15 protein-coding genes are annotated in these 12,759 nt (G+C 61.4%); 7 read left to right on the top strand and 8 right to left on the bottom strand.

The window, feature by feature from the left end; genetic code table 11:
* Nucleotides 1-4 precede the first annotated feature (4 nt).
* Nucleotides 5-199 carry a hypothetical protein gene (locus EN850_RS00345; RefSeq protein WP_136090366.1) on the bottom strand — a complete coding sequence of 65 codons (195 nt, stop codon included), beginning with the start codon at nucleotides 197-199 and terminating at the stop codon, nucleotides 5-7.
* Between the two features lie 93 nt (nucleotides 200-292).
* Here EN850_RS00345 and EN850_RS00340 point away from each other — a divergent pair, with 93 nt between their 5' ends.
* Together EN850_RS00340 and EN850_RS00335 are read left to right on the top strand one after the other, a co-directional pair.
* Nucleotides 293-643, top strand: coding sequence for a DUF5330 domain-containing protein (locus tag EN850_RS00340; protein ID WP_127277820.1), 351 nt, complete (start codon nucleotides 293-295; stop codon nucleotides 641-643).
* 100 nt (nucleotides 644-743) lie between these two features.
* Complete coding sequence (locus EN850_RS00335; RefSeq protein ID WP_127277819.1) at nucleotides 744-1,172, top strand: SufE family protein; 429 nt, start codon at nucleotides 744-746, stop codon at nucleotides 1,170-1,172.
* Nucleotides 1,173-1,270: 98 nt separating this feature from the next.
* On the opposite strand, the gene EN850_RS00330 is transcribed toward EN850_RS00335, so the two are convergent.
* On the bottom strand, nucleotides 1,271-1,696 hold the full coding sequence (locus tag EN850_RS00330) for a MucR family transcriptional regulator (RefSeq protein ID WP_027143963.1): 426 nt from the start codon (nucleotides 1,694-1,696) through the stop codon (nucleotides 1,271-1,273).
* 410 nt (nucleotides 1,697-2,106) lie between these two features.
* Complete coding sequence (locus EN850_RS37820) at nucleotides 2,107-2,277, bottom strand: hypothetical protein (RefSeq protein WP_348642418.1); 171 nt, start codon at nucleotides 2,275-2,277, stop codon at nucleotides 2,107-2,109.
* Between the two features lie 311 nt (nucleotides 2,278-2,588).
* On the opposite strand from EN850_RS37820, the gene EN850_RS00320 reads away from it, so the two are divergent.
* The 3 genes from EN850_RS00320 to EN850_RS00310 all read left to right on the top strand — a co-directional run bounded on the left by EN850_RS00320 (nucleotide 2,589) and on the right by EN850_RS00310 (nucleotide 5,888).
* Entirely contained in the window at nucleotides 2,589-4,688 is a 2,100-nt protein-coding gene (locus tag EN850_RS00320; RefSeq protein WP_136090365.1) for a S9 family peptidase, read from the top strand.
* A gap of 19 nt (nucleotides 4,689-4,707) precedes the next feature.
* On the top strand, nucleotides 4,708-5,334 hold the full coding sequence (locus EN850_RS00315) for a LysE family translocator (protein WP_135883403.1): 627 nt from the start codon (nucleotides 4,708-4,710) through the stop codon (nucleotides 5,332-5,334).
* Between the two features lie 152 nt (nucleotides 5,335-5,486).
* Nucleotides 5,487-5,888 (top strand): SET domain-containing protein-lysine N-methyltransferase, encoded by a 402-nt coding sequence (locus EN850_RS00310; RefSeq protein WP_127277815.1) that lies wholly within the window; start codon nucleotides 5,487-5,489, stop codon nucleotides 5,886-5,888.
* Here EN850_RS00310 and EN850_RS00305 read toward each other — a convergent pair.
* The 4 genes from EN850_RS00305 to EN850_RS00290 all read right to left on the bottom strand — a co-directional run bounded on the left by EN850_RS00305 (nucleotide 5,885) and on the right by EN850_RS00290 (nucleotide 9,095).
* Nucleotides 5,885-6,835 (bottom strand): cytochrome c, encoded by a 951-nt coding sequence (locus EN850_RS00305; RefSeq protein ID WP_136090717.1) that lies wholly within the window; start codon nucleotides 6,833-6,835, stop codon nucleotides 5,885-5,887. The genes EN850_RS00310 and EN850_RS00305 overlap by 4 nt on opposite strands.
* A 9-nt stretch (nucleotides 6,836-6,844) precedes the next feature.
* Complete coding sequence (locus EN850_RS00300) at nucleotides 6,845-7,282, bottom strand: cytochrome c (RefSeq protein ID WP_135915286.1); 438 nt, start codon at nucleotides 7,280-7,282, stop codon at nucleotides 6,845-6,847.
* 160 nt (nucleotides 7,283-7,442) lie between these two features.
* The gene (locus tag EN850_RS00295) at nucleotides 7,443-8,039 is read right to left on the bottom strand and encodes a superoxide dismutase (protein WP_056563640.1); all 597 of its coding nucleotides are present in this window, start codon (nucleotides 8,037-8,039) and stop codon (nucleotides 7,443-7,445) included.
* A 177-nt stretch (nucleotides 8,040-8,216) separates the two neighbouring features.
* Complete coding sequence (locus EN850_RS00290) at nucleotides 8,217-9,095, bottom strand: branched-chain amino acid aminotransferase (RefSeq protein ID WP_136090364.1); 879 nt, start codon at nucleotides 9,093-9,095, stop codon at nucleotides 8,217-8,219.
* A 156-nt stretch (nucleotides 9,096-9,251) separates the two neighbouring features.
* Between EN850_RS00290 and EN850_RS00285 the strand changes: the two genes are divergently transcribed.
* On the top strand, nucleotides 9,252-9,914 hold the full coding sequence (locus EN850_RS00285) for a haloacid dehalogenase type II (protein ID WP_136090363.1): 663 nt from the start codon (nucleotides 9,252-9,254) through the stop codon (nucleotides 9,912-9,914).
* 171 nt (nucleotides 9,915-10,085) lie between these two features.
* Nucleotides 10,086-10,910, top strand: a complete 825-nt coding sequence (locus tag EN850_RS00280) for a L,D-transpeptidase (RefSeq protein ID WP_135883408.1) — start codon at nucleotides 10,086-10,088, stop codon at nucleotides 10,908-10,910.
* Nucleotides 10,911-10,944: 34 nt separating this feature from the next.
* Here the strand turns inward: EN850_RS00280 and EN850_RS00275 are convergent, their stop codons facing one another.
* On the bottom strand, nucleotides 10,945-12,486 hold the full coding sequence (locus EN850_RS00275) for a helicase HerA-like C-terminal domain-containing protein (protein WP_136090362.1): 1,542 nt from the start codon (nucleotides 12,484-12,486) through the stop codon (nucleotides 10,945-10,947).
* Nucleotides 12,487-12,759: the final 273 nt, after the last annotated feature.

The following is a 12,759-nucleotide window of genomic DNA, read 5'->3' as shown; positions in this document are numbered from 1 at the left end:
AGGGTTATTCGCGAACGCCCGCCATCAGCGGCCAAGCGGCAGGAACGGGATCGCCTTGATTTGCGAAAAATGTCATATAAACAAATAGATAGATGGTTATCGGATGGTAACGATAATCGTCCCGATATGAAACAAATCGACAGCAAAAACGCTTCGTTTCGAATTTGCCTAAAATTTGAGGAAAATTCTCGGCGATCATGCAAGCCGTCTTTCGTCCCTGTGTGCCAATATCCTGCCCATAAAAGAGGTCATGCCATATGATGCATGATCCGGTCACGACGAGAGGCAAGGCATGTTCTTCCTGATAAGAATGGCTTTCTGGTTTTCACTTGTGCTGCTGGCGCTGCCGCTGGGCGTCGGGTCCGATGAAACGGGCCAGGAAAGCGTCGGGCCGATCCAGGCCCTGTTCGCGGCGCGCGACGCCGTCGGCGACATCGCCGGAATCTGCGAACGCAAGCCCGATGTCTGCGAAACCGGCAAGTCGGCGATGCACACCATCACCGCACGCGCCAAGGAGACCGCCAAGATCGCGGCCGCCATGCTGGACGACAAGTCCGCCGGCCCCGACACCTCGACAATGACGGGCAGCGTGCCGGACGAAATCGTCCTGCCCCAGACGGTCAACCTGCCGATAAAGAATTAAGCCGTCTCGACGGCGCACCGCGGATCGTTTGCCCTCTCGACGCCCGCGGTGTCCTTGTTTTTTCCGTGACGCGGCGCCGCCGCGTGACTATATCCGGGTCATGACGACCACGATCCAGACGATCCGCGACGACTTCTCGTTCCTCGAGGAATGGGAGGACCGCTATCGTTACGTCATCGAGCTCGGCGAAGCGCTGCCTCCCTTCCCCGATGCGGAGCGCAACGCCGCCAACAAGGTGCCGGGTTGCGTCAGCCAGGTCTGGCTGACCACCGAACGGGGTTCGGGCGCCGATCCCGTCATCACCTTCACGGGCGATTCGGACGCCCATATCGTGCGCGGACTGGTCGCGATCATGTTGGCGCTGTTTTCCGGAAAGACAGCCAGCGAAATCCAGAAAACCGACGCTGAAGCAACGCTGAAGGCACTCGGCCTCGACGAGCACCTGTCCCCCCAGCGCGCCAACGGCCTTCGCTCGATGGTCAAGCGCATCAAGCGCGACGCCGAGATGGCGCTCGCGCAGACTGCCTGACAGGCTTCTTCACACCTTTCCTGGAATTGCTCTGGCCCTCAAAATCAAACGGCGCCCGAAGGCGCCGTCCGATTTCAGGTCCAATCCGGCAGTATCGGCTACCGCGCCTTGCGCTTGCGGCCGAGGCCCATCTTCTTGGCAAGCTGCGAGCGGGCCGCCGCGTAGTTCGGGGCAACCATCGGATAGCTTGGGTCCAGGTTCCACTTTTCGCGATACTGATCGGGCGTCAGATCGTAGTGGGTCATCAGGTGACGCTTGAGCGACTTGAACTTCTTGCCGTCTTCAAGACAGACAATGTAGTCGTCGTGAACCGAGCGCTTCGGGTTGACAGCCGGCTTCTGCTTGTCCGCAGGCGGCTGTTCGACGGTACCGCCCACACGCCCAAGAGCGGCGTGGACATCGGATATCAGGTTCGGCAGTTCGCCGACCGGCACGGGATTGTTGCTGACATAGGCAGCCACCACATCGGCGGTGAGCTCGATCAGCGCATCATTGTTTCTGGAAGGTGTTTCGACAATATCCATGGTCTTCAGGCCCCAACAAGAGTTACGTCGGTCTGCGCCCTTTTTTACAAGCAGGGCATTGCACGAATTTTTTGCAGATAGAGCATCCGCGATTCGTGTCACGGGGACATCAATGCGACCACACGTCAAGTAAGTCAATTCGCTCTTTGCATTATATTTAGGAATGTTGATCAACTATTCCGGGATCAGCTTCAATCTTTCGTGCACCATGTAATTTTTCGATATTTCGGTCGCCAAACGGACAAAGGCTGACGTTGGGTCAGCTACTCGTTACATTCGCGATAACTCACAAAACAAGCTTCAATGCTCCGGTTTGCTTGACGAGCACACCGGCAAGCTTGGTTGTTCACACCTGTCCACAAAACCACAGGTTGCCAAACCATTCCCCGGTCAAGCAGGCCACTCCGGGGTCAAAACGGCACGATGTATCCGCCATAGGCCCAGCCGGTGACGAAGACGCCGTTCCTGGCGGGGTCATGCCAGACTTCGCACCAGCGATAGCGAACCGTCTGCTGCTCTTTCCATGCCGCCTGGCCGGCAATATCGAGCAGATCCATGCCGCCAGTGCATCGTCCGGTCATCTGCAGGACGGTCCGTTCGGGTATGCGGCCTGCTTCTGGGAGATGCCCGACGGATATTTGCGCACATTGAGCGTATCGCCGAACGACACATTGGCCACTTGCCAAGCTGCGAATACGGTCGCATGAGACTGGCCGGCAAAGATCAGAGTCAACGAAGCGACGGCGAAGACCGCAGCAAAACGAGACCGAATAGTCATCTTCTCTCCTCCCGACCATCTCAGGGCCCGACACCACCTCTACGCAACAGCTCTTGAACCCGCGCTGATCTGCGCGTTCATACATCGTTCAAGATATTTCCAGAGCGAGACGCAATGACCAGGACTTCCCGATTTCCGACCGTCAACCCGCCTGCCCCCGAAAATAGGCCGGTCTCGGATACGCATCACGGCATCACGCGAACCGATGACTATGCCTGGCTGCGGGCGGATAACTGGCAGGAGATGTTCAGGGACCCATCCTTGCTCGATCCTGGGATCCGCGCCGAACTCGAAGCCGAGAATGCCTACCAGTCGGCGCTGATGGCCGACACGTCGGATCTGCAAAAGCAGCTTTTCAAGGAAATGAAGGGCCGCATCAAGGAAGACGATTCTTCCGTTCCCATGAAGGACGGGCCTTACGCCTATGGGTCTTCCTTCAAGCTTGGCGGCGAGCAGCCGCGCTATTTCCGCATGCCGCGCGACGGCGGGCCGGAGCAGATCCTGCTCGACGGCGACGCCGAGGCCGAGGGCAAGGCCTATTTCCGGCTTGGCGGCGTCGATCATTCGGCCGATCATCGCAAGCTGCTGTGGGCCTTCGACGACAAGGGGTCCGAATTCTACACGCTGCGTGTGCGCGACCTTGCCGATGGCAGGGAACTCGCGGACCAGATTCCCGCCACCGGCGGTTCGGGCGTCTGGGACGCGGGCAATGACGGGTTCTTCTATACGCGTCTCGATCCAAACCACAGGCCGTCGAAAGTGCTGTTCCACGCCCTGGGCCAAAATCCTGAAAACGACCGCCTGATCTATGAGGAAACCGACCCCGGCTTCTTCATGAACGTCGACGGGACCCGCAACAATCAATGGATCATGATCGGCATCAACGATCACGAGACTTCGGAATATCGCCTGTTGAGCGCCAGCGATCCGTTTGCCGAGCCGAAGCTGGTGTCGGTGCGCGAGACCGGCCTTCAGTATGAGCTGGAAGAAGGCGGCGACATATTCTTCATCCTGACCAATGCGGACGGTGCCAAGGACTTCAAGATCATGACGGCGCCGGCGAGCGATCCTATCCGCGCCTACTGGCAGGAACTGGTGCCGCATGAACCGGGCCGGCTCATCCTGTCGGTGATCGGCTTCAAGGACCACATGGTCCGGCTCGAGCGCAAGGAAGGCCTGCCGCGTATCGTCGTGCGTGACCGCGCCAGCGGCGAAGAGCATCTGATCTTCTTCGATGAGGAAGCCTTCTCGCTCGGCCTTTCGGGGTCCCTGGAATACGACACCGAGATGATGCGCTTTTCCTACTCGTCGATGACGACGCCGTCGCAGATGTTCGACTATAACATGCGCACCCGTGAGCGTGTGCTGCTCAAGACCCAGGAAGTGCCGTCCGGCCACGACCCGCATCAATACGTCACGAGGCGGCTGATGGCGCCCGCGGCCGATGGCGAACTGGTGCCGATCTCGCTTCTGCACCACCGCGACACGCCGCTGGACGGCTCCGCGCCCTGCCTGCTCTACGGTTATGGCTCCTATGGCATTGCCGTGCCGGCCGCCTTCAATACCAACTGGTTCTCACTCGTCGACCGCGGCCTAGTCTTTGCCATTGCCCATGTCCGCGGCGGCAAGGACAAGGGTTATGGCTGGTACGATGACGGCAAGCGGGCACAGAAGATGAACACCTTCACCGATTTCATCGCCTGCGCCCGTCACCTCGTTGCCGAGCGCTATACCGCGCATGACCGCATCGTCGCGCAGGGCGGCTCGGCCGGCGGCATGCTGATGGGCGCCATCGCCAACATGGCGCCGGATTGCTTCGGAGGCATTGTGGCCGAGGTTCCGTTCGTCGACGTGCTTACCACCATGCTCGACGCGACGCTGCCTCTGACCCCGCCGGAATGGCCGGAATGGGGCAATCCGATCGCGTCGGCCGACGATTACCGGACGATCGCCGCCTATTCGCCCTACGACAATGTCGCCGCTCTCGACTACCCGCCGATCCTGGCGCTCGCCGGTCTTACCGATCCGCGCGTCACCTATTGGGAGCCGGCCAAGTGGGTGGCGCGGCTGCGTGACCGCAAGAGCGGCGATAATCCGGTGCTGTTCAAAATCAACATGGATTCCGGCCATGCCGGTGCCTCCGGCCGGTTTTCGCGCCTGGAGGAGATCGCCTATATCTATACCTTCACGCTGAAGGTGACGGACAAGGCATAGCTTACGGAGGAACGCCGCGGTGATCGATCTGTCCATATTGATAGCCTATATCGCAGTTGTGTTCGGCTTCGTCTTCATTCCGGGTCCGGCCACTTTGTTGACGATCGCGCGCGCGACGAGTTCGGGAACGAGGGTCGGGATCGCCACCGGCGCCGGGATCGCGGCCGGCGATGTGTTTCATACCGTCATGGCGATGATCGGCATCTCGGCGATCATCGCCACATCGGCGACGCTGTTCAGCCTCGTGAAGTATATCGGCGCGGCCTACCTCGTTTACCTCGGCATTCGCGCCATCATCGAGAAAGCGCCGACCGATCCGACCGCCGGCGCGCTTGCAATCTCCGCCGGCAAGGCGTTTCGACAGGCTGTCCTGGCCGAGGTGCTCAACCCCAAGACCGCGCTTTTCTTCCTCGCTTTCCTGCCTCAGTTCGTGCGGCCCGAAAACGGATCGGCGATGGTTCAGTTGGCCGTATTGGGGATCATCTTCGTCGTGCTGGGTCTATTCAGCACGGTTGTGTTCGCGGTGAGCGCGGGGCGGCTCGGCAGTTTCCTGCGCCGAAATCCGACAGTGCTGAAATGGCAGGGCAAGGTTGTCGGCGGCATCTATTGCGCGCTCGGTGTCCGCCTGGCCTTGCAACAGCGCTGAGGTCAGGCAGCCACGCGTCTGCCGGCAGGCATGATGATCATAACTTTTTGAATTCCGCGCGGCTCATTTCCGCTCGCAATTGCGACGCTCGCGCGTTACCCAAAGCACGACTTTTCCGGGCCACGAAGCCCACACTCGCACAAGGGTCCATCATGCTGCTCGTCGACGTCTATCTCGACAAATCGCCGATCCAGGGCATCGGTGTGTTTGCCAAGCACCACATTGCCAAGGGCACGCTGGTCTGGAAGCTCGACCCCCGGTTCGACCGGATCATCGACGTCGAGACCTATGAGGGCGAGACCGGGCCAGTGAAGAACTATCTCGACCGCTATTCCTACCCCGACCGGCGCGATCCGGCCTATATCGTCTTCGAAGCCGACGACGCCCGCTACATGAACCATGACGACGAGCCGAATTGCGATGTCTCGTCGCCCGAGGAAACCTACGCCTTGCGCGACATCGCGCCCGGCGAGGAGATGACCTGCAACTACAACCATTTCTTCGAAACGGGCTTCGATTTCCTCGGCGATCGACACCTGCAGTCCGAAGACTAGTTCGTGCTTTTCTTGCGCGGCGGATAACCGTTGGGATGCGGCGGTACCGCCTTGAGATAGGCGGCAATCGCCGCACGGTCGTCCGCCGTCAGCTCGGCCATGTTGCGCTGCACATCGACCATCGCGCCGCCAGCGGAATCGAAATCCGGCGTGAACCCGGTTTCGAGGTAGTTGGCAATGTCGGCTTCCGACCAGTTGGTGATGCCACTCCCACCCGAAGTGATGTTCGGCACGACGCCCGAGCCCTCGGCTGCCACAGCACCGGCCAGCCATTCGCTTTTCCTGATGCCGCCAGCCAAGTCGCGGGGCGTATGGCATTCGCCGCAATGACCTGGTCCTTCGACCAGATAGCGGCCTGCCATCACGGGTTCCGGCGTGCCGCCAGGCAGCGGAATGACAGGCTGGTCGCTGAGATAGAGGCGCTTCCATAGGCCAATGCCGCGCCGGATGTTGAACGGGAACGCCAGCGAATTGCCCGGCGTCTTGCCGGCGACGGCGGGAAGCGTCTTCAGGAAGGCATAGAGATCGGCAATGTCGGAAGGTTTCATGCGCGCGTAGGACGCGTAGGGAAACGCCGGATACAAATGATGACCCGAGGGCGATACGCCTTTCAACATGGCGTTGGCGAGATCCTCGGCCGACCATGCGCCGATGCCGTCCTTGGGGTCTTGCGAAATATTGGGCGGAACGAAGGTGCCGAACGGCGTCTTGAGTTCAAGGCCACCCACGAGCTGAAGCCGTGCATCGCCCTGCGACCCAGGTTTCGCATGGCAGGAGGTGCAGCCGCCTGCATAAAAAATCCGCTTGCCCCGAACAGCATCGCCGGGGCCGAGTTGCGCCAGCGCCGCCGCATCAAGCTTGACCGGCGCCGACAGCAGCCAACCGGCTGCCGCGCCGGCGACGCCCAGAACGAGGGCCGCGCCGACGAGCTTCTTCAGCCATGCCATATCAGGCAATCAGCCCTTCTTGACCCTGTAGCTCTGATGGCAGGCGCCGCAATTCGACCCAAGAACGCCGACTTGCGCTTTGAGCGCATCGACATCGCCAGGAGCCGCCGCGACCGCGGCCTTGACGTCGGAGAGATACTTATCCTCGGCCGCCTTGAAGCCGGCCATGTCTTCCCAGATCTTTGGTGCCGCCGTGGTGTCGCCGGCATCGCTGCCCTTCGGGAACAAGGCCACTACGTCGAATTTCTCGGCATTTGCCTGCACTGCCTGCAGCTGCGTCAGCACCGCGGCGGCATCAAAAGGTTCCTCGCCCTTGACCACTTTCGCCAGGCCGCCGACGATCTTTCCGCGTTCCTTCATCAGAGCCTGCCGGTCGAGGATCGGATCGGCAAAGGCCGCCGACGCGGCGACTGCGAGCATGGAGATGGCGATGACAAGCTTTCTCATTCATTTGGCTCCGTGATGAAGGCATTCAGGACAGGACGTTAACGGACGTGGCGGGAGGAATATTCCCTTCTCCCGGCATGAATTTTGTATGACCTTTGCTTGTGCGGCACCTCGGTACAAAAAGAAAAGCCCCGATTTGCGGGGCTTTTCTGGAGGCCTGTCAGGCTTTTTCGTAGAGTTCGAGAACGTGATCCCAGTTGATCAGGCTGTCGACGAAGGCCTCGAGATATTTCGGCCGGGCGTTGCGATAGTCGATGTAGTAGGAGTGCTCCCAGACGTCGACGCCGAGGATCGGCGATGCGCCGTGAACCAGCGGATTTTCGCCGTTCGGCGTCTTCGAGATCGCCAGCTTGCCGTCCTTGACCGAAACCCAGGCCCAGCCCGAACCGAACTGCGTCGTGCCGGCGGCGATGAAATCGGCCTTGAACTTGTCATAGCCGCCGAGGTCGCTGTCGAAAGCCTTCTGCAGGGCACCCGGCAGCTTGTTGCCGCCGCCGCCCTTCTTCATCCACTTCCAGAAATGGATGTGGTTGTAATGCTGTGCGGCATTGTTGAAGAGACCGGCATTCTTGCCGAACGACTGCTTGACCACCTCTTCGACGGAAAGATCGCCAAGGCCGGCTTCGGCGGCGAGCTTGTTGCCGTTGTCGACATAGGCCTTGTGATGCTTGTCGTGGTGATACTCCAGCGTCTCTTTCGACATATAGGGCTGCAGGGCCTCATAGTCGTAGGGCAGAGCGGGCAATTCGAAAGCCATGGGTAGTACTCCCTCGTGGAAAAATCCGGTGTGGATACCGGAGTAAGATAGGTCGGGATTGAGCTGGAACAACTCCGGAAGTGAAGCGTCGGTTCTCTTTCTAAGCGGGTTCCCGAGAACTGTCACACGCTTTTCCTGCGGCCAGCCGCGCAGCGACAAAAAGGCCCGACTGGCATCTCAGCCAGCCGAGGTCGAATGCGCCCAATCCCAATAGAGTTCGCGTGCCTTCTTGGCTACCGGGCCGGGCTGCAGGTCGCGGCTCTCGATGCGGGTTACCGGCACCACCTTGGAGTGGTTGCCGGTCGAGAAGATTTCGTCGGCTTCGAGGAAATCCCGCACCGACAGCGTCCTTTCGGTCGTCCTGAACCCATAATCGCCGAGCAGCGTCATCGTGCGCGAGCGGGTAATGCCGGACAGGAAGGTTCCGTTGGGCGCCGGCGTCAGCACATGGCCGTCCTTGACCAGGAAGATGTTCGAGCTTCCGGTCTCCGCGACATTGCCCAGCATGTCGAGCACAAGCGCATTGTCGAAGCCCCGCGCCTTGGCCTCGAGGATGGCGCGGCCGTTGTTGGGATAGAGGCAGCCGGCCTTGGCGTTGGTCGGCATGGTTTCGATGGTCGGCCGCCGGAACGGCGACACGGTCACGGAAAAGCCGGTCGGCGAGATCATCGGCGATTCATAGAGACACAGGCAGAAACGGGTCGAGGCGGGATCGGCCGGCACGCCCATGTAGCCGCCATGCTCGGCCCAGTACATCGGCCTGATATAGACCGCCGTCTTGCCGTCGAACTTCTTCAATCCGTCCCAGGTCAGCGCGACGATCTGCTCGGGCGTCATGTTCGGCGCAAGACCAAGAGCGGTCGCCGAGGCATTGACGCGTGCGGCATGAAGGTCGAGGTCGGGCGCCACGCCCTCGAACCAGCGCGCGCCGTCGAAGACGCTCGTGCCGAGCCACATGGCGTGGCTGCGCGGCCCCAGAATGGCGACATTGCCTTCGTACCAATCGCCATCGACGAAAGTCCATGTCGCGGATTGCGCCGCCGCCGCCAGTGTCATCGCGTTTTCCCGTTCCGGTCAATCTTATGTGACAGCCATTGGAAGATGCTTTGACAGGCCTCGTCAACCATCATCAGGGAGATTTGTTGAGGCCAGCGACGGGTGCGGTGCAATCAAGGCTTGCACCTTATCCCGCCTCGCCTCAAAACTGTTGCCATGCAATACGCCGCCTATGTTTTCGACGCCTATGGCACGCTGTTCGACGTGCACGCCGCCGTGCGCCGCCATGCAGACGCGATCGGCCCGGACGGCCAGCTCCTGTCCGAAATCTGGCGCGCCAAGCAGCTCGAATACTCCTGGGTGCGCACGCTGATGGGCACCTATGCCGACTTCTGGCAGTTGACGGAACAAGCGCTGGACTTCGCCTTGCGCAAGGTCCCTTCGGCCGATCCTGGTCTCAAGGCAAAGTTGCTGGAGGCCTATTGGAGGCTGGACTGTTACCCCGAAGTGCCAGCCGTGCTGAAGGCGCTCAAGGCTTCCGGCGCCAGACTGGCTATCCTCTCCAATGGCTCGCCCGAAATGCTTGAAGCGGCGGTCAGGTCCGCGGCACTCGACCAGGTCCTGGACGACGTCTATTCGGTCGATGCGGTGCGGCGCTTCAAGACCGACCCAGCGGTCTACGACATGGTCGCCACCGGCTGGCGCCTCTATCCAGGCGCGGTCTCCTTCCAGTCTTCCAATCGCTGGGACATTGCGGGCGCCACCAAATTCGGTTTCCGCACGGTTTGGATCAACCGCTCCAACCAGCCGGAGGAATACCGGGACTTGCCGCCGGCCCTGATCCTGCCATCGCTGGAGGCCCTCGTATCCGGCAGCTGACAGACCTGTGGCCCCAACGCCACAGTGGCGGCGCAGTCACAGCTTCGCCTTTGTTTGTCCACGTTCGGGCCAGAATCGGAACCGCCTATCGCCTCAGGTGTTGTTAGGCACCCGCGGCGGACGTCGGCGTGTTGACGCTTTGTTGCGATTTGAGTCTTAAAGAAGGCAGCCATGTCCATAACCGAAATCGAATCCTATCGCCTGAGCCGTCGCGGCTTTCTCAACGCCGCAGCCCTGGGCGCCGCCTCGATCGCGGTTTCGGCATGCGCAACCACCGGACCGGGGCCGGCCGAGCCGCCGCCACCTACCTATGTCGAGCCGCCGCTCGCCGACTATGCGTCTATGTACGCGGCGGTCAACGATGGCGGCTTCGATCTGCCGGCCATCCCGGTCGACAGGATCGACCCGCAGTTCCTGCGCCAGATCGTGCCCGACCCGACCGGACAGAAGCCGGGAACCATCGTCGTCGATACGACAGGCCACTTCCTCTATCTGGTTCGCCCGGGCGGCCAGGCCATTCGCTATGGTGTCGGGCTCGGCCGCGCCGGCTTCGAATGGTCGGGCGACGCCGTCGTCCAGTGGAAGCAGAAATGGCCGAAATGGACGCCTCCGGATGAGATGATCGCGCGCCAGCCGGAATTGAAGCAGTACAGCGCCGACAATGGCGGCATGCCCGGCGGCCTGAAGAACCCGCTCGGGGCGCGCGCGCTCTATCTCTTCCAGGGCAATGTGGACACGCTCTATCGCCTGCACGGCTCGCCGGAATGGCGCTCGATAGGCAAATCGGTGTCGTCGGGCTGCGTGCGCCTGATGAACCAGGACATCATCGATCTCTATGACCGCGTGCCGTCGAAGAGCCCGGTCATCGTGACCAGCAACGCCAGCCAGCCCATGGTGGCGACGGCGAACCACAAGGCCATCCCGATCGACGCCGGCGTGCCGGATGGATCGGTGCTGCTCGGCCCGGTCAAGGCGGTCACGGACGCGATCTTCTGAGCTCACAGGGCAGCGGCAACGCCGCTGCCCGATCCTACCGCCCCCGCGACAAACTCCCCAGAATCCCGCGCACGATCGCACGTCCGACCGACGAGCCGACCGATCGCACCACCGACTTGATTGCGGCTTCCGCCACCGTCTGGCGATTGGACGGCCGCGGCGCCGGCGCGCGCCTGCCACCGGACTGCGGCGCTGGATCGTCATTGCCGAAGCCTGGAATGGTCCAGCGCGAGCCGCCGGTGTCTGCCTGCTGCGCCTCGGCGTCCTGCGCCTCCTTGGCCTTCTTCTGCAGCATCTCGAACGCCGATTCGCGGTCGATGACCTGGTCGTACTGGCCGGTGACCGGGCTTTCCCCGATCAGCTTCAGCCGCTCGGCGGGGGTAATGGGTCCAAGCCGCGACGACGGCGGACGGATGAGCGTGCGCTGGACCATCGACGGAATGCCCTTGGCCTCCAGCGTCGAGACCAGCGCTTCGCCGGTGGCGAGCTGGGTGATGGCGGTGGCGCAGTCGAAATCGGGATTGGGCCGGAAGGTCTCGGCCGCCGTCCTCACCGCCTGCTGCTCGCGCGGCGTGTAGGCGCGCAGCGCATGCTGCACGCGGTTGCCGAGCTGGGCGAGGACCTTTTCGGGAATATCCAAAGGGTTCTGCGTGACGAAATAGACGCCGACGCCCTTGGAGCGAATCAAGCGGACCACTTGCTCGACCCGGTCGATCAGCACCTTCGGCGCCTCATCGAACAAGAGGTGCGCCTCGTCGAAGAAGAACACCAGCTTCGGCTTGTCGGGGTCGCCGACTTCGGGCAATTCCTCGAACAGCTCCGACATCAGCCAGAGAAGGAACGTCGCGTAGAGGCGCGGATTCATCATCAGCTTGTCGGCGGCCAGCACGCTGATGGCGCCGCGACCATCGCGGGTCGTGCGCATGATGTCGGCGATGCGCAATGCCGGCTCGCCAAAGAAGTTCGCCGCGCCCTGCTGCTCCAGCACCAGCAACGTGCGCTGAATGGCCCCCACCGATGGCTTGGTGAGGTTGCCGTAACGGGCGCTGATCTCTTCCGCACGCTCGGCAATGTTGGCGAGCAGCGCCTGCAGATCTTTCATGTCGAGCAGCAGCAACCCTTCCTCATCGGCTATGCGGAAGGCAATGTTCATGATGCCTTCCTGTGCGTCGGTCAGGTTCATCAGCCGCGACAGCAGCAGCGGTCCCATTTCCGAAATGGTCGCGCGGATAGGGTGGCCCTGCTCGCCGAACAGATCCCAGAAGATGACCGGGAATTCCTGGAAGTCGTAAGGGTCGAGCTTCACCTGTTCCGCCCGCTTGACCAGGAAATCCTGCGCGGTGCCCATCATGGCGATGCCGGAAAGGTCGCCCTTGATGTCGGCGCAGAAGACCGGCACGCCGGCGTTGGAAAATCCCTCCGCCAGGATCTGCAAGCTGACGGTCTTGCCGGTACCGGTGGCGCCGGTCACCAGGCCATGGCGATTGCCGTATTGCAGCAGCAGATTTTCAGCTCGCTGATAGCTGTCGTCGGGCTTGCGGCTGGCGCCGATGAAAATACTGGTGTCGTCAGCCATATGTCGGGTCTCCGCAAACTGATGTGCCCAAAGCCAGCCTTTGCCCGAAGGTATAGTGAGGCTGTTGCACAGCGACAATGACAATTGTCCAACGCGGGGCCGATCATCCAATCCAGGCCAATCGTCCAAATCGGACCAATCGCCAGGATCGGATTTTGGAACTTGCGAATTTCGATGGTGTTTGGCAATCGTCCATGGTCCGCCCACCCAAGCCGACCTATATCAGGTGGATCGAATATCAGGTGAGTGGGATTCGGGCCTTGCACCTGCATT

The organism is Mesorhizobium sp. M8A.F.Ca.ET.207.01.1.1 (assembly GCF_004794715.1).
Taxonomy (GTDB): domain Bacteria; phylum Pseudomonadota; class Alphaproteobacteria; order Rhizobiales; family Rhizobiaceae; genus Mesorhizobium.
This window is presented reverse-complemented; position numbering and strand designations above follow the sequence as displayed.

Coding starts and splice junctions, on each gene's coding strand:
- EN850_RS00300 (WP_135915286.1), bottom strand. CDS start 7,282: ATGAGAAAGCTTGTCATCGCCATCTCCATGCTCGCAGTCGCCGCGTCG.
- EN850_RS00320 (WP_136090365.1), top strand. CDS start 2,589: ATGACCAGGACTTCCCGATTTCCGACCGTCAACCCGCCTGCCCCCGAA.
- EN850_RS00290 (WP_136090364.1), bottom strand. CDS start 9,095: ATGACACTGGCGGCGGCGGCGCAATCCGCGACATGGACTTTCGTCGAT.
- EN850_RS00310 (WP_127277815.1), top strand. CDS start 5,487: ATGCTGCTCGTCGACGTCTATCTCGACAAATCGCCGATCCAGGGCATC.
- EN850_RS00340 (WP_127277820.1), top strand. CDS start 293: ATGTTCTTCCTGATAAGAATGGCTTTCTGGTTTTCACTTGTGCTGCTG.
- EN850_RS00280 (WP_135883408.1), top strand. CDS start 10,086: ATGTCCATAACCGAAATCGAATCCTATCGCCTGAGCCGTCGCGGCTTT.
- EN850_RS00275 (WP_136090362.1), bottom strand. CDS start 12,486: ATGGCTGACGACACCAGTATTTTCATCGGCGCCAGCCGCAAGCCCGAC.
- EN850_RS37820 (WP_348642418.1), bottom strand. CDS start 2,277: ATGACCGGACGATGCACTGGCGGCATGGATCTGCTCGATATTGCCGGC.
- EN850_RS00295 (WP_056563640.1), bottom strand. CDS start 8,039: ATGGCTTTCGAATTGCCCGCTCTGCCCTACGACTATGAGGCCCTGCAG.
- EN850_RS00330 (WP_027143963.1), bottom strand. CDS start 1,696: ATGGATATTGTCGAAACACCTTCCAGAAACAATGATGCGCTGATCGAG.
- EN850_RS00285 (WP_136090363.1), top strand. CDS start 9,252: ATGCAATACGCCGCCTATGTTTTCGACGCCTATGGCACGCTGTTCGAC.
- EN850_RS00335 (WP_127277819.1), top strand. CDS start 744: ATGACGACCACGATCCAGACGATCCGCGACGACTTCTCGTTCCTCGAG.
- EN850_RS00305 (WP_136090717.1), bottom strand. CDS start 6,835: ATGGCATGGCTGAAGAAGCTCGTCGGCGCGGCCCTCGTTCTGGGCGTC.
- EN850_RS00345 (WP_136090366.1), bottom strand. CDS start 199: ATGATCGCCGAGAATTTTCCTCAAATTTTAGGCAAATTCGAAACGAAG.